General features: G+C 64.6%; 18 protein-coding genes and 1 pseudogene. 5 read left to right on the top strand and 14 right to left on the bottom strand.

All coding sequences use genetic code 11. The features are described from left to right. The coding region (gene gltA, locus V7E26_RS22910; protein WP_324420522.1) for a citrate synthase at positions 1-1,192 on the bottom strand (1,192 nt) is incomplete at its 3' end. 160 nt (positions 1,193-1,352) lie between these two features. Further along, a complete protein-coding gene (gene gltX, locus V7E26_RS22905; RefSeq protein WP_324420520.1) occupies positions 1,353-2,777 on the bottom strand; it encodes a glutamate--tRNA ligase in 1,425 nt (474 codons plus the stop codon). 142 nt (positions 2,778-2,919) lie between these two features. Between gltX and V7E26_RS22900 the strand changes: the two genes are divergently transcribed. Next, entirely contained in the window at positions 2,920-4,602 is a 1,683-nt protein-coding gene (locus V7E26_RS22900) for a glutamine--tRNA ligase/YqeY domain fusion protein (protein WP_324420518.1), read from the top strand. Positions 4,603-4,630: 28 nt separating this feature from the next. After that, complete coding sequence (locus V7E26_RS22895) at positions 4,631-5,023, top strand: nuclear transport factor 2 family protein (protein ID WP_324420516.1); 393 nt, start codon at positions 4,631-4,633, stop codon at positions 5,021-5,023. A 9-nt stretch (positions 5,024-5,032) separates the two neighbouring features. Here V7E26_RS22895 and V7E26_RS22890 read toward each other — a convergent pair whose 3' ends face one another. Together V7E26_RS22890 and V7E26_RS22885 are read right to left on the bottom strand one after the other, a co-directional pair. Further along, positions 5,033-5,293, bottom strand: coding sequence for a hypothetical protein (locus V7E26_RS22890; RefSeq protein ID WP_324420514.1), 261 nt, complete (start codon positions 5,291-5,293; stop codon positions 5,033-5,035). Between the two features lie 108 nt (positions 5,294-5,401). Beyond that, a complete protein-coding gene (locus V7E26_RS22885; RefSeq protein ID WP_324420512.1) occupies positions 5,402-5,542 on the bottom strand; it encodes a hypothetical protein in 141 nt (46 codons plus the stop codon). A gap of 231 nt (positions 5,543-5,773) precedes the next feature. Between V7E26_RS22885 and V7E26_RS22880 the strand changes: the two genes are divergently transcribed. Continuing rightward, positions 5,774-8,065, top strand: coding sequence for a ComEC/Rec2 family competence protein (locus tag V7E26_RS22880; RefSeq protein ID WP_324420510.1), 2,292 nt, complete (start codon positions 5,774-5,776; stop codon positions 8,063-8,065). Between the two features lie 21 nt (positions 8,066-8,086). Here the strand turns inward: V7E26_RS22880 and V7E26_RS22875 are convergent, their stop codons facing one another. Together V7E26_RS22875 and V7E26_RS22870 are read right to left on the bottom strand one after the other, a co-directional pair. Next, positions 8,087-8,650, bottom strand: a complete 564-nt coding sequence (locus V7E26_RS22875; protein WP_324420507.1) for a DUF2478 domain-containing protein — start codon at positions 8,648-8,650, stop codon at positions 8,087-8,089. 83 nt (positions 8,651-8,733) lie between these two features. Beyond that, positions 8,734-10,143, bottom strand: coding sequence for an aldehyde dehydrogenase family protein (locus V7E26_RS22870; protein WP_324420505.1), 1,410 nt, complete (start codon positions 10,141-10,143; stop codon positions 8,734-8,736). Positions 10,144-10,326: 183 nt separating this feature from the next. On the opposite strand from V7E26_RS22870, the gene V7E26_RS22865 reads away from it, so the two are divergent. Next, complete coding sequence (locus tag V7E26_RS22865; RefSeq protein WP_324420503.1) at positions 10,327-10,704, top strand: hypothetical protein; 378 nt, start codon at positions 10,327-10,329, stop codon at positions 10,702-10,704. Positions 10,705-10,717: 13 nt separating this feature from the next. Here the strand turns inward: V7E26_RS22865 and V7E26_RS22860 are convergent, their stop codons facing one another. The 5 genes and pseudogenes from V7E26_RS22860 to V7E26_RS22840 all read right to left on the bottom strand — a co-directional run bounded on the left by V7E26_RS22860 (position 10,718) and on the right by V7E26_RS22840 (position 15,325). Beyond that, positions 10,718-11,089 carry a winged helix-turn-helix domain-containing protein gene (locus V7E26_RS22860; protein ID WP_324420501.1) on the bottom strand — a complete coding sequence of 124 codons (372 nt, stop codon included), beginning with the start codon at positions 11,087-11,089 and terminating at the stop codon, positions 10,718-10,720. Positions 11,090-11,180: 91 nt separating this feature from the next. Continuing rightward, a complete protein-coding gene (locus V7E26_RS22855; protein WP_324420500.1) occupies positions 11,181-11,927 on the bottom strand; it encodes a class I SAM-dependent methyltransferase in 747 nt (248 codons plus the stop codon). A gap of 44 nt (positions 11,928-11,971) precedes the next feature. Beyond that, positions 11,972-13,399 (bottom strand): NAD-dependent succinate-semialdehyde dehydrogenase, encoded by a 1,428-nt coding sequence (locus V7E26_RS22850; RefSeq protein ID WP_324420498.1) that lies wholly within the window; start codon positions 13,397-13,399, stop codon positions 11,972-11,974. A gap of 176 nt (positions 13,400-13,575) precedes the next feature. Continuing rightward, positions 13,576-14,064: pseudogene (locus V7E26_RS22845) on the bottom strand (glutamine amidotransferase-related protein); the annotation flags it as partial. Between the two features lie 175 nt (positions 14,065-14,239). Continuing rightward, positions 14,240-15,325 carry a substrate-binding domain-containing protein gene (locus tag V7E26_RS22840; protein ID WP_324420496.1) on the bottom strand — a complete coding sequence of 362 codons (1,086 nt, stop codon included), beginning with the start codon at positions 15,323-15,325 and terminating at the stop codon, positions 14,240-14,242. A gap of 116 nt (positions 15,326-15,441) precedes the next feature. Here V7E26_RS22840 and V7E26_RS22835 point away from each other — a divergent pair, with 116 nt between their 5' ends. Then, positions 15,442-16,929, top strand: coding sequence for an aldehyde dehydrogenase family protein (locus tag V7E26_RS22835; RefSeq protein ID WP_324420494.1), 1,488 nt, complete (start codon positions 15,442-15,444; stop codon positions 16,927-16,929). Positions 16,930-16,959: 30 nt separating this feature from the next. Here V7E26_RS22835 and V7E26_RS22830 read toward each other — a convergent pair whose 3' ends face one another. From V7E26_RS22830 to lexA, 3 genes are all read right to left on the bottom strand, one after another. Then, positions 16,960-17,187 (bottom strand): hypothetical protein, encoded by a 228-nt coding sequence (locus V7E26_RS22830; protein WP_324420492.1) that lies wholly within the window; start codon positions 17,185-17,187, stop codon positions 16,960-16,962. An 82-nt stretch (positions 17,188-17,269) separates the two neighbouring features. Beyond that, complete coding sequence (locus V7E26_RS22825; protein WP_324420490.1) at positions 17,270-17,692, bottom strand: hypothetical protein; 423 nt, start codon at positions 17,690-17,692, stop codon at positions 17,270-17,272. Between the two features lie 261 nt (positions 17,693-17,953). Continuing rightward, complete coding sequence (gene lexA / locus V7E26_RS22820) at positions 17,954-18,655, bottom strand: transcriptional repressor LexA (protein ID WP_324420488.1); 702 nt, start codon at positions 18,653-18,655, stop codon at positions 17,954-17,956. Between the last annotated feature and the right edge of the window lie 151 nt (positions 18,656-18,806).

The raw sequence follows: 18,806 nt of genomic DNA, 5'->3' as shown, positions 1-18,806 counted from the left end.
TCCAGCCGACGGTGCGGGCGACCGCGAACAGCACGGTGAACATCGAGGTCGGGAAACCCATCGCCTTCAGCGTGATGCCCGAATAGAAGTCGACGTTCGGATAGAGCTTGCGGTCGATGAAGTACTGGTCGGAGAGCGCGATCTTCTCGAGCTCCAGCGCGACCTTCAGCATCGGGTCGTCGCCGTGGCCGGTTTCCTTCAGCACGGCGTGACACATCTTCTGCATGATCTTGGCGCGCGGATCGTAGTTCTTGTAGACGCGGTGACCGAAGCCCATCAGGCGGACTTCCGAGTTCTTGTCCTTCACCTTGGCGATGAATTCCGGAATCTTGTCGACCGAACCGATCTCGGCGAGCATCGCCAGCGCCGCTTCGTTGGCGCCGCCATGCGCCGGGCCCCACAGACAGGCGATGCCGGCGGCGATGCAGGCGAACGGATTGGCGCCGGAGGAGCCGGCGATGCGCACCGTCGAGGTCGAGGCGTTCTGCTCGTGGTCGGCGTGCAGGATGAAGATCTTGTCCAGCGCGTCCGCCAGCACCGGGTTGATCTTGTAGTCCTCGCAGGGCACCGCGAAGCACATGTGCAGGAAGTTCTGGGCAAAGGAGAGCGAGTTCTTCGGGTACATGAAGGGCTGGCCGATGGTGTATTTGTAGGCCATTGCCGCCAGCGTCGGGATCTTCGCGATCATCCGCATCGAGGCGATCATGCGCTGCTGCGGGTCGTTGATGTCGGTCGAGTCGTGATAGAACGCGGCCAGCGCGCCGACGCAGCCGACCATGACGGCCATCGGATGCGCGTCGCGGCGGAAGCCCTGGAAGAAGCGGGCCATCTGCTCGTGCACCATGGTGTGGCGGGTGACGCGATTATCGAAGTCCTGCTTCTGCGCCTTGGTCGGCAATTCCCCGTACAGCAGCAGGTAGCAGGTTTCCAGGAAATCGCCGTTCTCGGCGAGTTGCTCAATCGGGTAGCCGCGGTATTCGAGGATGCCGGCGTCGCCGTCGATATAGGTGATCTTGGACTGGCAGCTTCCGGTCGATGTGAAACCGGGATCGTAGGTAAACATGCCGGCCTGGGCGTAGAGCTTGGCGATGTCGATGACATCCGGCCCCACCGTGCCGCTGATGATCGGGAAATCGTAGGTCTTGTTGCCTACCGTGAGCGTAGCAGTCTTGTTGCTGGATTTTGCGTCCATCGTGGGTCCCCGATGAAATCGTTACGAAAAACAGGCCACCATGGTGCCATTTCTCAAGGCAGCAGCAAGGCAGGCCGGATTGTCTAGAAGCGGCGCCAAATGGGTTAGCTTATTGGCCTGTGCACCGCAAGATGGGCCGAAACCCGTATAAGGTAGGGGCTTAACCAGCGGCCTGATCGCCGAGGCGGGCAAGGCATTCATCCCGCCCGAGGACGGCCAAAACGTCGAAAATCCCCGGGGAAGTCGTCCGTCCAGTCAGCGCCACCCGAAGCGGCTGGGCGACGGCGCCGAGCTTGAGGTTATTTTGCTCGGCGAAATTTCGCATGGCGGCTTCCGTCGTCTCGGCGCTCCAGTCGGTCACCGTTTCCAGCGCGGTCCGCAGCCTGCCGATCAGGGCGCGGGTCTCCGGCGTCAGCAGGGCGACCGCCTTGGCCTCGATCTGCAGCGGCCGGTCGGCAAAGATGAAATAGGCGCCGGCAATCAGCTCGATCAGCGTCTTGGCGCGCTCCTTCAGGCTCGGCATCGCCCGCAGCAATTGCGCGCGTGTGGTGTCGTTGAGCTTCGCCTTGAGGTCGGCGCCTTCGGGCACGTAGTCGAGCACGCTCTCGAATTTCTGCACCAACTCGCGATCGTCGGCCTGGCGGATGTAATGGCCGTTGAGGTTTTCCAGCTTGGCGAAATCGAACCGGGCCGCGGAGCGCCCGATCGCGGGCAGATCGAACGCGTCGATCATCTCCTGCGTCGAGAAGATTTCCTGGTCGCCGTGGCTCCAGCCGAGCCGGACCAGGTAATTGCGCAGCGCCGCCGGCAAATAGCCCAGGGCACGATAGGCATCGACGCCGAGCGCCCCGTGCCGCTTGGAGAGCTTCGAACCGTCGGGGCCATGGATCAGCGGAATATGGGACATGTTCGGGATGTCCCAGCCGAGCGCGTCGTAGATCTGCTTCTGCCGCGCGGCGTTGATCAGATGGTCGTCGCCGCGAATGACGTGGGTGACGCCCATGTCATGGTCGTCGACCACGACCGCCAGCATGTAGGTCGGGTTGCCGTCGCCACGCAGCAGCACGAGGTCGTCGAGGTTCTCGTTCTGCCAGACCACGCGGCCCTGCACCTGGTCTTCGATCACGGTCTCGCCGTCTTGCTGCGCCTTCAGGCGAATGGTCGGTTTCATGCCTTCAGGCGCTTCGGCCGGGTCGCGGTCCCGCCACATCCCGTCATAGAGCCGGGTTCGTCCCTCGGCGCGCGCCTTCTCGCGCATCGCCGTCAGTTGCTCCGCGGTGGCGTAGCAGCGGTAGGCCTTGCCGCTGGCGAGCAGTTGCTCGGCCACCTCGCGGTGCCGGGCGGCACGGCTGAACTGGTAGATCACCTCGCCGTCCCAATCGAGCTCCAGCCATTTCAGGCCGTCGAGAATGGCCGCGATCGCCGGCTCGGTCGAACGCTCGCGGTCGGTATCCTCGATCCGCAGCAGCATCTTGCCGCCGGTTTTCCTGGCATAGAGCCAGTTGAACAGCGCGGTGCGGGCGCCGCCGATGTGGAGGAAGCCGGTGGGCGAGGGGGCAAAGCGTGTGACGACGGAATCAGTCATTACCAAGCGGGACAGGGGTTGGAATTGGCGGTGGTGTATAGCAGGAACGGTGCATAACTAAAGCCTCAGCCGCCGCAAAGTAGGCTTGGCTCACAGGGGCGAATTTGGCAGAAGGTTCGCCAATCCCTAACAGGAACCCAGGATGACCACAGAACCGGTAACGGCAGAGGCGGGGCGCGATTTCATCCGCGATATCGTCCAGGCCGATCTCTCTTCCAAGAAGCACAAGGGGATCGTGACCCGCTTCCCGCCGGAGCCGAACGGCTATCTGCACATCGGTCACGCCAAGTCGATTGCCCTCAATTTCGGCATCGCGCAGGAATTCGCCGGCAAATGCCATCTGCGCTTCGACGACACCAACCCGACCAAGGAGGAGCAGGAATATATCGATTCCATCCAGGCCGACGTGCACTGGCTCGGCTACGACTGGGGAACCGACCTCTATTATGCCTCCGACTATTTCGAGCGGCTCTACGACTGGGCCGAGGGCCTGATCAAGGCCGGCGATGCCTATGTCGACGACCAGTCGCAGGAGGAAATCCGCGTCAACCGCGGCACGCTCACGGAACCCGGCAAAAACTCGCCGTTCCGCGACCGCACGGTCGAGGAGAACCTCGATCTCTTCCGGCGCATGAAGGCCGGTGAATTCCCGAACGGGACGCGGGTGCTGCGCGCGAAAATCGACATGGCTGCCGGCAATATCAACCTGCGCGACCCCGTGCTCTACCGCATCCTGCATGCCGAGCATCCGCGCACCGGCACCAAATGGTCGATCTATCCGAGCTACGACTATGCCCATGGCCAGTCGGACGCCATTGAAGGCATCACCCATTCGATCTGCACGCTGGAGTTCGAGGACCACCGTCCCCTCTATGACTGGCTGCTCGACAAGCTGCCGGTGCCGTCGAAGCCGCGGCAGTATGAATTCGCCCGCCTCAACCTCACCTATACGCTGCTGTCGAAGCGGGTGCTGACGCAGCTCGTCCGCGACGGACACGTCTCGGGCTGGGACGATCCGCGGATGCCGACAATTGCCGGCTTGAAGCGGCGCGGCGTGCCGCCGGCGGCGGTGCGCGAGTTCATCAAGCGCATCGGGGTGGCGAAGGCCAACAGCGTCGTCGACGTCGGTATGCTCGAGTTCTGCATCCGCGAGCACCTCAACAAATCGGCGCAGCGGCGCATGGCGGTGCTGCGACCGCTCAAGGTCGTGATCGAGAACTATCCGGAAGGGCAGGTCGAAGAGCTCGACGCCGTCAACCATCCCGACGACGCTTCCGCCGGCACGCGAAAAATCTCCTTCGGCCGCGAGCTCTATATCGAGCGCGACGACTTCATGGAGAACCCGCCGAAGAAGTTCTTCCGTCTGTCGCCGGGCAACGAGGTGCGGCTGCGCTACGCCTATTTCGTCAAATGCACCGGCGTGATCAAGAACGATGCGGGTGAGGTCGTCGAGCTGCGCTGCACCTACGATCCCGAGACCCGCGGCGGCAACGCGCCCGACGGCCGCAAGGTCAAGGCCACCATGCACTGGCTGTCGGCGAAGGATTCGGTGCCGGCGGAGATCCGCGTCTACAATCAGCTGTTCGCGAACCCGAGCCCGAGTGCTGCGAATTTCGCCGCCGACCTCAATCCGGAATCGCTCGAAGTGCTGCCCGACGCGCGGATCGAGCCGTCGGTCGCCGCTGATAATTCCGGCGAGGTGATGCAGTTCGAGCGCCAGGGCTATTTCGTGCGCGATCAGGATTCCGCGCCCGGCAAGCCCGTGTTCAACCGCACCATCGGCCTGCGTGATACCTTTGCGAAGGAAGTCGGCGGGAAGGGGTGACCTATCCCTGCGATTTGGGAACGCGTTGATGCAGAGCGCAACCGACGACATCGTCTCCGGCATCATGGCCAGGTGGGCAGCAGCTTTCACCCGGCTGGATGCCGCGGGGCTCGCCTCGCTCTATTCGAGGAGCGCGTTCTTCTTCGGCTCGAACCCGACCTTCTACCGCGGCAATGATGGCGTGAAGGCCTATTTCGATGGCCTGCCCCGATGGCAGTCGCCATCGGTCGAGTTCACCGATGTCAGAACCGCGCAGGCGGCTTCCGACGTGATCAACGTTGCAGGCACCGCGACGTTCACCGTCGAGCACGGCGCCGAGCCGCTGGTCGTGAAAATAACCTGGGTCATCGTTCGTGAAGACGGCGACTGGAAGATCGTCAGCCATCACGTCTCGTCAAAGACGCCGCTGATCAGGCAGTAGCGGCGTACCCTAACAGCCCCGGCAGATGCCGCGCATGGCCTTGGCGAGCTGAGTGTCGTCCTCCGTCATCGGCTCGTAGGGCTTCTGCTGCTGCTCGGCCTCTCGAACCTCGTTCGCCTTTTGCCGGGCCAGCCGCGCCGCCTCCTGGCGCTGATAGCAGGCTTCGCGATCGGCGCGCGCTTCGATGAAGCGGCATTGCGCCAGCGGTGCGGCAATGGCCGGAGAGCCAGTCAGCATGATCGCAAACAAAATCCCCGCCGCACGCTTCATATCTCGCTGTCCTGATATTCGATTTCCAGTGTGCAGCCGTGCGCCCGACCGGCGCGTGAATCTACTGGCTTTCCTGATCCGAGAGTAGCGGCCAATGACGGCGGAACTTCAGCGCGGATCGATCAGCGTCGAAGCGATGCTGCCGGTTACCTCCGGTGCATCACCCGAGGTGCGCCACGCCGCAACTCCGAAGCACGCCGTCAGCGTCAGAGCCGTCACCAGCAAAAGCGTAGTCGAAAACTGGCTCACCATCGCACTCCACCACCCGCTGCGAATCATCAGGAAGCACGGCGCGCCGAGTCGGAAAATACACACCGGATGACAAAATGATGTTTTCCACGCCGATCGTTGCTCTACGTGAAGACTGCGCGCGTGAGGCTGATTTGCAATTCTTGAGGTTTCACCTTTCGTTCTGCTAGCGGTCGAAATTCACCTTCCGGTAGTATTGACGTCTCCACAAGACTGTAAGGCGTAAGCTCGGTGGCGGAGCAGGGCGACACATCGGGCCGAAAGCGTGGCTATGCCGGAACCTGGCCGCCGCGCGCCGCTACGCCGGTCGGCGGCCTTGCGCCATCGCGTCCCGCGTTCTGGCCGCCGTTGATCGAGACCTTGCGCGCGTGGGTCCGCGCGGAAGCCGGCGCCGGGCGCTTGCTGCCCTGGGTACCGGTGGCGTTCGGCAGCGGCATCGCGCTCTACTTCGCCGCCGATCACGAGCCGGTGCTGTCGGTGGCGGCGGTCGTGGCCACCGCGCTGGTCACGGTCGCGGTCCTGCTGCGTCGCCAGAAGTTCTTTCCCGCCGCCGTCATGATCGCAGCGGTGGCGGCGGGATTTGCGGTCGCCACCTGGAAGACGGCGCGGATCGCGCACGGCGTGCTGGCGCGGCCGATGTTCTCGGTGTCGCTGACCGGCTTCGTCGAGACCCGCGACATCCGCGAGCGCACCGACCGTTTTGTGTTGCGCGTCGTCACCATGGAAAGCGCGCGCGGGACGACGAAGCTGGAGCGCGTGCGGCTGTCGGTGAAAAAGGGCACCGCGCCTGCGGTCGGCAGCTTCGTCGAGCTGAAGGCGCGGCTATTGCCGCCGCTCGGGCCGGTGCGGCCCGGCAGCTATGATTTCAGCCGCGACATGTTCTTCGCCGGCATCGGCGCCTCCGGATTCGTGATGGGTGCGATCAGGATCAGGGAACCGCCGGAGGGCGGCGGGCTGCGCCTGCGCTATTCCGCCTTCATGCAGGACCTGCGCGACAGCATCGACGCGCGGATCAGGACCACGCTGGAGGGCGACAAGCGCGCCATTGCCACCGCGCTTTTGACCGGACGGCGCGATGCGATCTCGCCGCCGGTCAACGACGCCATGTTCATCTCCGGCCTCGGCCATGTGCTGTCGATCTCGGGTTACCACATGGCGGTCGTCGCCGGTGTCGTGTTCTTCGCGGCGCGGGCGTTGCTGGCGCTGTTTCCGGTGCTGACGGTCGGCTACGCTATCAAGAAATGGGCGGCCGTGGCCGCGCTCGCGGCGGCGGCGTTCTATCTCCTGCTCTCGGGCGCCGAGGTCGCCACCCAGCGCTCGTTCTTCATGACGGCCGTGGTGCTGATCGCCGTGATGGTCGATCGCCGCGCCATTACCTTTCGCACGCTCGCGGTCGCCGCCATGATCGTGCTGACGGTCGCGCCGGAGGCGCTCGTGCATCCGAGCTTCCAGATGTCGTTTGCCGCCACGCTGGGTCTGGTGGCGCTGGTGCAGGTCGGCATGCCGCGGCTGTTCGCGACGGCCGATCACAATGCCACCGCACGGGCGGCGCTGTGGGGCGGCCGCGAACTGACCATGCTGCTGCTGGCTTCGCTGGTGGCGGGACTTGCGACCATGCCTTACGCCGCCTTCCACTTCCATCGCGTCACGCCCTATGGCGTGCTCGCCAATCTCGCGGCGATGCCGGTGGTGTCGGCGATCGTGATGCCGGCGGGCCTGCTCGGCCTCGTCGCCATGCCGTTCGGCTTCGATCGCCTGTTCTGGGCCATCATGGGCTTCGGCATCGACTGGATGATCGCGGTGACGCAATGGGTCGCGGCGTTGCCCGGCGCGGTCGGCCGGGTGCCGGCCTTCGGCATCGGCCCGCTGATCGCGGCGAGCCTCGGCATCATCCTGCTCGGCCTGTTGCGGACGCCGCTGCGCTGGTCGGGCGCCGTGCTGGTGCTGCTGGCAGCGGTATGGGCGGCGAGGGTGCCGCAGCCGGATATCCTGATTTCCGCCGATGGCCGCACTGTCGGCGTCCGCGGCCAGGACGGCCGGCTGCACCTGATGCACGCGGTGAAGGGCTCCAAGGATACGTTCCTCTTGAAGGAGTGGCTGGCGGCGGATGCGGACGCGCGCAGCGCGGCCGACGCCTCGCTCACTTCGGGCGTGTCCTGCGACGATCTCGGTTGCGTGGTGCCATCCGCCGGCGGAGCGCTGGTCGCGCAGGCGTTCAGGCCGGAGGCCTTTGCCGACGATTGCGAGCGAACGGCGCTGATCGTGACGTTGCGGCAGGCGCCCGCGGCCTGTCGCGCCTCGGTCATCGGCGCCGAGCGGCTGCGGCGGCAGGGCGCGATGGCACTGCTGGGCGGCCGCGAGGGGTTCGTGGTGGAGGCGGTCAAGCCGCGCGGCATCGACCGTCCCTGGTCGCCCGCTTCAGGGGACGAAAGCGAGGCCGACGCCACCGTACTTGCCCCGCGCGTGCCGGCGCGCGCAGTCGATGCGACGCCGGCCGAGGCGGACCTGCAGGCGGAGGAGTAGGGATCGGCGAGGGAACCGGGTCTACTTCAGGACAGCGCAGACTGTTTGATGGTTGCGACCGGCAGCGTTGCCCGGCGTCCGCAGGCATACATTTCGCCACCAGCCATCGAGCGCCTGCCGATCGCAGGCAAGCCTCACGCTCATGCCGTCCGCGTACCTGATCCAGTCGGCGAAACGGTCGCTGGCCACCGCGATCACCACGGGAATATCGGCGTTGAGCGCGCGCTCGATCAGGTGCGCCAGCCCCTTGCCGTCACGCTCCCGCTTGCCGAAGCGGTTGATGATGACGAGGTCGGCACCATCGGCCATCGCTTCCGCGACGCGCTCACCGGCGCGCTGCAGTCGGGCGAGATCGAGCCTGCATCCGGTGGCGGCGGGATCGAAATCCTGTGCCAGCAGCAGCTTCTCGCCGCCGGGCAGGAGCACCGCGGACAGGCTGGAATCGGCGCACTGACCCGCCTGCACCATGCCGACAGCGCGAAATCCGCACGCCTTCAGATCGGCCGCAAAGCCGCGCAGGATGGCGTCGGGGTCCTGGTGCGGCTCATACACCAGGGCGGCAAGGTCGCATTGGGCGTCGAACATGGTCGGGCCTCCGTAGTCTCTGCAAAGTATACACCGCAAAACGTGCCGGGGTCGCGGCGGTTCCGTCGCGACCCCGGATGGCGTCAGGCCGCGGGCGGCCCGTTGATGATCTGGAGCTGGGTGAACTCGGCGAGGCCTTCCTCGGCGAATTCGGTCCCGATGCCCGACTGCTTGGCGCCGCCGAACGGGATGTTCGGGGCCATGTCGAGGTGCTTGTTGATCCACACCGTGCCGGCCTCGATCTGGCTGGCGACCTCGTGGGCCCGCTTGGGATCGGACGACCAGACCGAAGCGCCGAGCCCGTAGGTGGTGGCGTTGGCGCGCCGGATCACGTCGTCCTTGTCGGAGTATTTGATGAGCGGCAGCACCGGCCCGAACTGCTCCTCGTCGACCAGTTTCGAGCCTTCCTTGATGTCGCGCACGATGGTCGGCTCGATGAAGTAGCCGGGGCGATCCATCGCCGAACCGCCGGCGACGACATTGCCGTTCTTGCGCGCGTCCTCGAGGAACGCCTTCACCTTCTCGTACTGCATCTTGTTCTGCAACGGCCCGAGCTTGGTGCCCTGCTTGGAGCCGTCGTCGACCACGGTATTCCTGGCGATCGCGACCAGCTCGTTGCACAGTTCGTCATAGACGGACTCGTGCACATAGAGCCGCTTGATCGCGAGGCAGACCTGTCCCGAATTCTGGAACGCGCCCTCGAAAATTCCGGGGGCGACCTTCTTCGGATCGACGTCGTCGAGCACGATGCCGGCGTCGTTGCCGCCGAGTTCGAGCGTGATGCGCTTCAGCGTCTGCGCTGCGCTCGCCATCACCTTCTGGCCGGTGGCGGAGGATCCCGTGAACGAGATCTTCCTGATATCGGGGTGCCTGGTCATGTGATCGCCGAGGTCGTTGGCGTCGGTGATGACGTTGAGCACGCCTTTCGGAAGGACGTCCTTGACCAGTTCGGCGAAACGGAGCGTCGCCAGCGGCGTGGTCGGGGCGGGCTTCACGACCAGCGTGTTGCCGGCGAGCAGCGCCGAGGGCAGCTTGAAGCTCAGGATCAGAAGCGGATAATTCCAGGGAATGATGGCGCCGACGACCCCGAGCGGGCGGCGGTGCGCTTCGACGCGGCGGTCGCCGGAATTCTCGATCACCCGCATCGGCAATTCGAGCGAGCCGAGATAGCGGAAGAAGGCGGCCATGCCCATCACTTCGCCTGTCGCGTCGGCCAGCGGCTTGCCTTGCTCCGATGTCAGCAGCCGCGCCAACTCGCCGGCATTGGCTTCGATGACGTCGGCCATCCTGATCACGAGCTTGCGCCGTTCCTCGATCGGGGTCGCCGCCCAGGCCGGGAAGGCGGCCTTCGCGGCGGCGACGGCCGCGTCCATCTGCGACTTCGAGGCCCGCGGACACTGCGCCAGCACCTCTTCGGTCGCGGGATTGAGAACGGGCATGGTGAGGTCGCCGGGTATCATTTTGCCGTTGATGAGAAGATTGTAGTTGTTCATAGGCTTTCGCTCCCTTGCAGAACGGGCCGTTGGAGGCCTCGTTATATCCTTGTATATATCACGTTGGATCGGTTCTCGCCATCGGCCGATCGCGGAAACCGATCAAAAGCCATGCTGGACCTCTGGGAGCGGTAACGATATATTCCAAGAAATATAACGAAGAAGAATGCCGCGGAGTTCAGGATGGAAATCAGCGTCAAATCGCTCACGAGCTGCGGGGTCGCCTCCGATGGCGCCGCTATTTCCCTCGGCTTCGAGGATGCGTCCGGAAACCCGGCCGCGGTCCATGTCTCGCTCAATCAGGTCGGGGCGCTGATCATGACTCTGCCGGGGCTGCTGGAAGCGGCGCTGAAGGCACGTTATGGCGACCAGAGCCTGCGCTATGCCTATCCGCTGGCCTCATGGGCGCTCGAACAGTCGAGCGACACGACGCAGCGGATCATAACGCTGCAGACGGAAGACGGCTTCAAGGTTCGTTTCTCGATCCCGAAGGGCGAGGAGAGCGTACTCGGCGAGGCCCTGATCCGGCCGTTCCCCGAGGTGACGGTGCGGCCGAACTAGCTGCCACAACCGCCTATTTGCGGGAACGCCCGATATCGGTCTTGAGCGCCAGCAGCTCCTTGCGGACGGCACGTGCCGCGTCGCGCTCGATCTTGCGATAGCGCGCCACCAGCGCAGCGCCGAATGGCGTGAGCATCGCGCCGCCGCCATTCTTGCCGCCGGTCTGCGAGTCGACCACGGCATGCCCGCAGATACGGTTGATATCGTCGACGAGATCCCACGCCCGCTTGTAGGACATGCCCATGGCGCGACCCGCGGCCGAGATCGACCCATGCTGCATGATTTGCTCCAGCAGCTCGATCTTGCCCGGTCCGATCCGATCCTCGCCGTCGAGGTCGATACGAACGCTCAATTGAGGAAGCGAACTGACACTCGCGCGCGACATGATTTGGTCTCTTGGCCCTTGCTGGCGAGACTGCCACTCTTGCCCGCCGCGAACAAGCTCAGGCGGTTCGATATCCAGAGGCACCCGTGGATCAGTTTTGGCCTGCGATCAGCTTCAGCGAGCCGTCAAAGAACGGCTGCCTCCGATAGTGGCCATATTGCCGTTCCCATCGACCCGACTTGATGTCGGATGCCAGCAGATTTTCAAATCGCTGCACCACGTCCTCACTGACAAAGCTCCAGGCCGAGCAGGCGAGCCGCGCTGCCGGCTCCAGCAGCATGTGCGGGCGGCCGTAATAGGCTTCGTTGAAGCCATCGGTGCAATCAAGCGGAATCGGAACCGGCAGGACCTCCGAGCGGGCGCCAAGCGCCTGCGCGATGTCGCGGACGGATGGATATCTGGTGACCTCCACCGCAATGACCTCGGGGCAGTAGGCGTGCAGCCAGAAGCGGTCGAGCTCGGTCGGCTCGCAGCTCATGATCACGACCGGGCCTTTCGTCACTCGACGCAACTCGCGCAGCCCGGCGGCGAGGTCCTTCCATTGATGGACGGAGAAGGTCGACATCGCCGCATCGAAGGAGTTGTCGCCGAACGGCAGATGCTCGGCCACCGCGTCGATCGCCGGGGGCAGATGAGAGGGGCGCTGGTCGCGCATCGATTGCGAGGGCTCGACCGCCGTCACCAGGCGCCCGGTGGGCTCATAGGACCCCGCGCCGGCGCCGACATTGAGCACGGTCCGGGCATCGCCCAGCGCCTGCTCGATCAGCGCCGCGATCTGCGGGTCTGGCCTGCGAAAGTCGGCATAGCGCCCAGCCGATCGTGCCGTAGTTGGCGTCACCAGCGCTGCCGTCCCGATGTCGTCCGAGGTTCTCTTGCATGGGGCTAGAATGCCTTATGCGAGACGTTCTTGACGACCGTGTAACACTGCAAGCCTTCCACGCCGCCTTCGCGTCCGTAGCCGCTCTCCTTCACCCCGCCAAAGGGCGTCTCGGCACTAGAGGAGACAAAGTGATTGATCGAGAGGTTGCCCACTTCGACTTCGTCGGCCAGGCGATCCGCGTTGCCGGCGGATCGCGTAAAAGCGTAGGCGGCAAGCCCGTAGGGAAGCGAGTTGGCCTTTTCAATCGCCTCGTCGAGCGTCGTGACCGGATTGACCAAGGCGAGCGGCCCGAACGGCTCCTCGTTCATGGCGCGGGCATCGTCCGGGACGTCGGCGAGCACGGTCAGCGGAAAGAAATAGCCGCGGTTGCCGATCCGATGTCCACCGGCAAGAACGCGCGCACCCCTGGTCTTGGCGTCTGCCACCAGCGTTTCCATCGCGTCGATCCGGCGCGCATTGGCAAGCGGCCCCATCTGCGTCGAGGGATCGAGCCCGTTGCCGACCTTTAATTGGCTCGCACGCTCGGCGAAAGATTGCGCAAACTGTCCATAGATCGCTTTCTGCACGAAGAAGCGCGTCGGAGCGACACATACCTGTCCCGCATTGCGCGACTTGCCGATGGCGGAAGCTGCTCCGGTCGAAGCCGGGTCGACGTCGTCGCACACGATGACCGGAGCGTGCCCGCCCAGCTCCATGATCGCCGGCTTCATGTGGCGACCGGCCATTTCCGCCAGATGTTTTCCAACCGGAATGGACCCCGTGAAGGTGACGAGGCGAATGCGCGATTGCGGGATGAGATAGTCCGAAATCTCGGAAGGATTGCCGAACACGAGGTTGAGCACGCCGGCGGGCAGGCCGGCGTCATGGAAGGCGCGGACTAGCTGGACGGCGCCGGCCGGCGTCTCCTCCGACGCCTTGAGAATGATCGAGCATCCCGCGGACAGCGCGCCGGCGACCTTGCGGGCCGGCGAGCTCATCGGGAAATTCCACGGCGAGAAGGCCGCCACGGGGCCGATCGGCTGCCGCAGCACGGTGTGGCGCATGCCGGGCTCGCTCGGGATGACGCGGCCGTAGAGCCGGAGGCCCTCGGTGGCGTCCCATTCGATGATGTCGCAACCCCTGAGGATCTCCAGCCGCGCCTGTTCGATCGGCTTGCCCTGTTCGAGCGTCATCGCTTCGGCCATTATATCGACGCGCTGGCGAATGAGCGCGGCCGCCTTCAGGATGATCTGCGCGCGCTTGGCGGGCGCCGTCTTGCGCCACACCGCAAATCCCTTTTCGGCGGCTGCAAGCGCGTCATCGAGGTCGGCCCTGGTCGCTGACGGCACCGTGCCCAGCACGCTTTCGTCGGCGGGATTAAGGACGGGCTGGCCGCAGGCGCGTTTCCACCGGCCGTCGATATAGAGTTCGATCTCTGGATACACAGCCATTTCCTTTTACCTTGCTTCTGCGATTGGCTGGAGCGGCGCGTCGCGGTGTCCGAGCTGCCGAAGCCAGCCGGTGAATACGCTGTCAGCCTGTTGTCCGAGAACGTGCGAACGCTCCGCTGCCGTACTGAAATCCCGGCTGCGGCAAGTTCGACGGCGTGGCCGACGTACCACTCTTCGAGCTGTCGAGGGTCCGCCTCCAGATGGAACTGGAGAGCGAGCGCATGGCTGCCGCAGGCAAATGCCTGGTTCTCGTAATTTTCGTTTGCGGCAAGTCGCGTCGCGGAGGCGGGCAGATCGAAGGTGTCGCCATGCCAGTGCAGAACGGGCGTTTCGCTGCCCAGGGGCGCCAGGCAGGACGCGCGGCCGGTCTCGGTCAACGACACCGGCCCCCAGCCGATTTCCTTGAGGTGGCCGGCATAGACGCGGCTGCCCAGCGCTTTCGCCATCAGCTGCGCGCCGAGGCAGATGCCGAGCGTCGGCCGCTTCCGACGGAGGCGATGCTCGATCAGCGCGATTTCACTGACAATGAAGGGGTAGTTCTCGGTCTCGTAGACGCCGATCGGGCCGCCGAGAACGATCACGAGATCTGCATCCCTGATCGAGGGGTGGTTGAGGTCGTCGACCGGGGCATCGCAGAACGAGACGTTCCAGCCCTCGCACTCCATGATGGGCGCGAGCAGGCCCAGATCCTCAAACGCAACGTGGCGGAGGGCGACGGCAGATCGACGGCGTTGAAACATCTCGTGACTCTACGGCTCCTGTATTTACGCCCACCTCGTTATATCGTCTCAAATATAGCGTATTGCAGGCGTCGTCCAGATGCATTCGAGTATCCGCAGGTCAGGAGGCGGCGTCCATCTTTTCCAGGAAGGCCTTGACCGTGCTCACCGCGCCGGTTTCCGATGGGGTGTAGCCGGGGAGGCTCCCGACAGCGAGTTGGAAATCGGCGCTGCGGACGATCGCGAGAATGCGCCGCATCGGCTCGGTCTCGAGAAAGGCGCGCTTGCAGACGAAGAAATAATCCTCGGTCAGGATGCGGATGAAGTCGAGGCCGAACTGCCGGGCGGCGGCTTCGACACCAAAACAGGCATCGGCCATGCCGCTTGCGACATAGGCGGCGACGGCGGCATGCGTGAATTCGATTTGCTGGGCGCCGTTGATTTTTGCTTCGTCGATATCGTGCCGGGCCAGCAGCTGGTCGAACAGCAGGCGCGTTCCGGAATCATGATCGCGATTGACGAAGCGCACTTTCGATCCGGTCAAATCGTGCAGCGACTTGATGCCCAGCGGGTTGCCGCGCGCCACCATCAGGCCCATGTCGCGCGTGACAAAGCCGATCACGCGGTCCTCGCGCGGATCGAGCCACTCGCGGCAGGCCTTGAGGCCCTGCGCCCGCAGCTCGCCGCGCGGTACGTGCAGGCCGGAGAGATCGCAGGCGCCCTGCGCCAGCGAGACCAGCGAATGCTGGTTGCTGACGTAGCGAAGATCGACGCCGATGCTGGGCTCGCGGTCGAGGAATTCGCGCAGCTTGGCGACGGCGAAGCCGTGGCTGGCATGAACGCGGATCACCGAGGGGCGCTGCTCCAGGAACGGCTTGATCTCGCTCGCAAGCTCCTGTGCCAGGTTTTCAAGCTGCGGGCCCAGCCGGGCCTGCATGCGCTCGCCGGCCCACACCAGCCGCTCGCCGAAGGCGGTGAGCTTGGTGCCCTTGCCGCGCTGGGTCTCGACCAGCGGCGTGCCGAAGAACTCCGACCACTGCTCGATCAGGTTCCAGACGTGGCGGTAGGAGAGGTGCGCGTCGCTGGCGGCGCTGGTGATCTTTCCGGTTTTGCGGATTTCGTTGAGCACCCCGAGCATGACGATCGCGGTGCGGGGGCTGCCTTCGCGGCGGAATCGCCACACGGCCTCGATTTCGATTTGCAGCATGGTGACCGATAATTATGAAGTTGACTTCATATGCTGGGCGTCCATAGGTACACCATATCATATTTACGGCAGGAAATGACCTCCTATTCTGGCATACCAGAACCGGAGGAAATATGATGTTGATTGCATATGACTATAGGCCCGAGACGGCGGCCGCCGCCTTCCTCGCCAAACCCCAGGGATTGCTCATAGATGGTGGCCGGGTGGCCTCGGCCTCGGGCCGGATGTTCAAATCGCTCAATCCGGCCACCGAAGAGGTCATCGCGAGCATCGCGGAGGGCAATGAGGCGGACGTCGACCGTGCGGTGGTCAGCGCGCGCCGCGCATTCGAAGGTCCGTGGCGCACGATGCGCGCGTCCGAGCGCGGCCAGATCCTGCAGCGCTGGGCCGGGCTGCTCAAACAGCACGCCGACGAGATCGTCGAACTGGAGTCGCTCGATGCCGGCAAGCCGATCGCGGCGGTGCTGCGCCAGGATCTTCCGGCCGCAATCGACACGCTGACCTACTACGCCGGCTGGGCCGACAAGATCAGCGGCGACGTCGTTCCGGTGCGCGACGACGCCTTGACCTACACCGTGCGCGAGCCCGTCGGCGTGGTCGCAGCGATCGTGCCATGGAATTTCCCGCTGATGATCGGCATGTGGAAGCTGGCGCCTGCGCTGGCCTGCGGCTGCACTGTCGTGATGAAGCCGGCGGAACTGACGTCGCTGTCTGCGCTGCGCATCGGTGAGCTTGCGCTCGAAGCTGGCCTGCCGCCCGGCGTGTTCAACATCGTGACGGGGCCGGGCCGCGTCGTCGGCGATGCGCTGGTCAATCATCCTGATGTCGACAAGGTCACCTTCACCGGCTCGCCGGGCGTCGGCCGCGGCATCATGAAGGGCGCTTCCGGCAACTTCAAACGCGTGTCGCTGGAACTCGGCGGCAAGTCGGCCAATGTCATCTTCGCCGACGCCGATCTCGAAGCAGCCTCCAAGGCCGCCGCGTCCGGCATCTTCTTCAATGCCGGACAGGTGTGCTCGGCAGGCTCGCGCGTGCTGGTGCAAGAGAGCGCCTATGACGAGGTGGTCGAACGCATCGCGGCGCGCGCCCGATCGCTGCGTATCGGCGATCCCCTCGATCGCAGCACGGCGCTCGGCCCGGTGATCTCCGAGAAGCAGATGAAGTCGATCCTCGACTACGTCGACATCGGCCGGCAGGAGGGCGCCTCGCTCGTTACCGGCGGTGAGCGGGTCGGCAAGCGCGGCTACTTTGTCAGCCCCACCGTGTTCGCCAATGTCGCGCACGAGATGCGGATCTCGCAGGAGGAGATTTTTGGTCCCGTCGTCAGCGTGATCAGGTTCAAGGACGAGGCGGACGCGCTGCGGATCGCCAATGGCACGGCCTATAGCCTCGCCGCCGGGATCTGGAGCCGCGACATCGGCCGGCTGCAGCGCTTTGCGAAGAAGGCGAGGGCAGGCACGGTGTGGATGAACACCTATGGCTACACCGATGTGCGCCTGCCATGGGGCGGAGAACGCGACTCCGGCCTCGGCCGCGAGCACGGCACGGCCGCCATCGACAACTTCACCGAGCCGAAAGCGGTCTGGGTGAACCTGAACGTCTGACGCAGAGCCGGCCGGCGACGATGGTCATGCCTAGCGTGCGTCGTGGGAGGGGCTTGTCGGTATCTCGAACGCGCCGAGGTGAAATTCTTCGGGCGCGTCGGGGTCCGACGGCAGGTTGACCAGCGTGAACGATGCTTCCGGGAATCGCTGCCAGACCGCCAGATCGTCAGCCGTGACAGTGAGCCAGCCGTAGCGGAACATGTACCGTCCCGGCTCGCTGACGCGTCCCGCTCTTTGCCATGTAATCTTGTTGACCACCGACCGTCCTCGGCGCCTCTTTCCAACCACTATATCACCTTGATCCGCCGGCTTAAACCGGCGGATCGGATGTTTGCGGTGTTTAGCCGGTCACGATCGAGGTGGCCGGGGGTGCTTCCACGGCCTTCGGCGCCCGCTCGCCGCCGGTCATGACCACCGGCAATTGCAGCACGGTCGCCCGCTGGCCTTCGCAGAGCTGCGTCACCAGGACATGGCTTCCGTCGGGAAATTCGATCGCGTCATGGTGACGGTCGGCGACTTCGGGCTCGATCTGGTTGAACTTGGCAACCCGCCATTCGGTGGTCCGGGTCCAGATCCAGCGATTGTCGTATTTGACGTCCTGGGCGAACGCCAATTCGGTGCCGGGAAGCATGCAGACCGCCACGGCAGGCTCGCGCTCGGACGCAAAGCCGCGGGTCGATGTACCGCGGAAGGTCGTGGTAACGAGCGTCTCGCCAACCCGGGCAGGGCGTGTCTTCACGGCGTGCAGGCTATAGTCACACATCGGACGGCTCCCTCGTTGGGATAGCTGACCCGTGTCTGGAACGAGGCACAGGCCTCTATCGCAGTGGACTTTATCGCAGTGGACTTTGGCAGAAGCCTTTTCTTGGTTCTGGGCAATTCTGCAACGGGCGCGTACCACGACGAAATCACAAGCGCGCTAACGCAGATTTGTTCCTGCGCGCAGCAAAAAACCCCGGCCGAGGGCCGGGGCTCAGGTGTCGTCATAGCGATGTACGCCAGGCGACAGATCGAAATTTACAGATCAGTATTTGCGGTAGAGCCCGATCAGCTTGCCCTGAATCCGGACCCGGTTCGGCGGCAGGATGCGGACTTCATAGGCCGCGTTGGCGGGCTCGAGCGCGATCGAGGCGCCGCGGCGGCGGAAACGCTTGAGGGTTGCTTCCTCCTCGTCGATCAGCGCCACGACGATGTCGCCGGTGTCGGCGGTCTCGTTGCGCTGGATCAGCGCCATGTCGCCGTCGAGAATGCCGGCGTCCACCATGGAATCGCCGCGCACTTCGAGCGCGTAATGTTCGCCGGAGCCGAGCATGTCAGGCGGCACGCTGATGGTGTGGCTGCGGGTCTGCAGCGCCTCGATCGGCGTACCGGCGGCGATCCGGCCCATCACGGGGACGGCGACCGGGCGATTGCCATCGTCCTCGGTGACGGACGGGCTCGAGGCGCGCTTGCCGAGCGTGCCTTCGATGACGCTTGGCGTGAAGCCGCGGCGGCCATTGCCGGCGGTTGCAAGTTCGGGAAGCTTGATGACTTCGATGGCGCGGGCGCGGTTGGGCAGGCGGCGGATGAAGCCGCGCTCCTCCAGCGCCGTGATCAGGCGGTGGATGCCGGATTTCGAGCGCAGATCCAGCGCGTCCTTCATCTCGTCGAAGGAAGGCGGCACGCCGGCCTCCTTCAGCCGTTCATTGATGAAACGCAGTAGTTCGTACTGTTTGCGCGTAAGCATCGCGAGCAATCCCCCGGTTTGGCGTCGTCCTTCGGTTTCGAATTTCTGGGGCCCGGATCGCGGGAGTCCCCCAACTCCCGATCAAGACACTAGCAGTCGAAACAAATCATGAACGGACACTATATGTTCGATATGTGTTCCGCAACCACTT

Origin of the sequence: Bradyrhizobium sp. (genome assembly GCF_036735945.1) — a bacterium.
In the GTDB taxonomy this organism is placed as follows: Bacteria; Pseudomonadota; Alphaproteobacteria; order Rhizobiales; family Xanthobacteraceae; genus Bradyrhizobium.
This window is presented reverse-complemented; position numbering and strand designations above follow the sequence as displayed.

Excerpts from the sequence above, each read along its gene's own strand:
- gltX (WP_324420520.1), bottom strand. The coding sequence starts at position 2,777 with ATGACTGATTCCGTCGTCACACGCTTTGCCCCCTCGCCCACCGGCTTC.
- V7E26_RS22875 (WP_324420507.1), bottom strand. The coding sequence starts at position 8,650 with ATGTTCGACGCCCAATGCGACCTTGCCGCCCTGGTGTATGAGCCGCAC.
- V7E26_RS22900 (WP_324420518.1), top strand. The coding sequence starts at position 2,920 with ATGACCACAGAACCGGTAACGGCAGAGGCGGGGCGCGATTTCATCCGC.
- V7E26_RS22840 (WP_324420496.1), bottom strand. The coding sequence starts at position 15,325 with ATGCTGCAAATCGAAATCGAGGCCGTGTGGCGATTCCGCCGCGAAGGC.
- V7E26_RS22825 (WP_324420490.1), bottom strand. The coding sequence starts at position 17,692 with ATGTGTGACTATAGCCTGCACGCCGTGAAGACACGCCCTGCCCGGGTT.
- V7E26_RS22860 (WP_324420501.1), bottom strand. The coding sequence starts at position 11,089 with ATGTCGCGCGCGAGTGTCAGTTCGCTTCCTCAATTGAGCGTTCGTATC.
- lexA (WP_324420488.1), bottom strand. The coding sequence starts at position 18,655 with ATGCTTACGCGCAAACAGTACGAACTACTGCGTTTCATCAATGAACGG.
- V7E26_RS22895 (WP_324420516.1), top strand. The coding sequence starts at position 4,631 with ATGCAGAGCGCAACCGACGACATCGTCTCCGGCATCATGGCCAGGTGG.
- V7E26_RS22865 (WP_324420503.1), top strand. The coding sequence starts at position 10,327 with ATGGAAATCAGCGTCAAATCGCTCACGAGCTGCGGGGTCGCCTCCGAT.
- V7E26_RS22835 (WP_324420494.1), top strand. The coding sequence starts at position 15,442 with ATGTTGATTGCATATGACTATAGGCCCGAGACGGCGGCCGCCGCCTTC.
- V7E26_RS22890 (WP_324420514.1), bottom strand. The coding sequence starts at position 5,293 with ATGAAGCGTGCGGCGGGGATTTTGTTTGCGATCATGCTGACTGGCTCT.
- V7E26_RS22850 (WP_324420498.1), bottom strand. The coding sequence starts at position 13,399 with ATGGCTGTGTATCCAGAGATCGAACTCTATATCGACGGCCGGTGGAAA.
- V7E26_RS22870 (WP_324420505.1), bottom strand. The coding sequence starts at position 10,143 with ATGAACAACTACAATCTTCTCATCAACGGCAAAATGATACCCGGCGAC.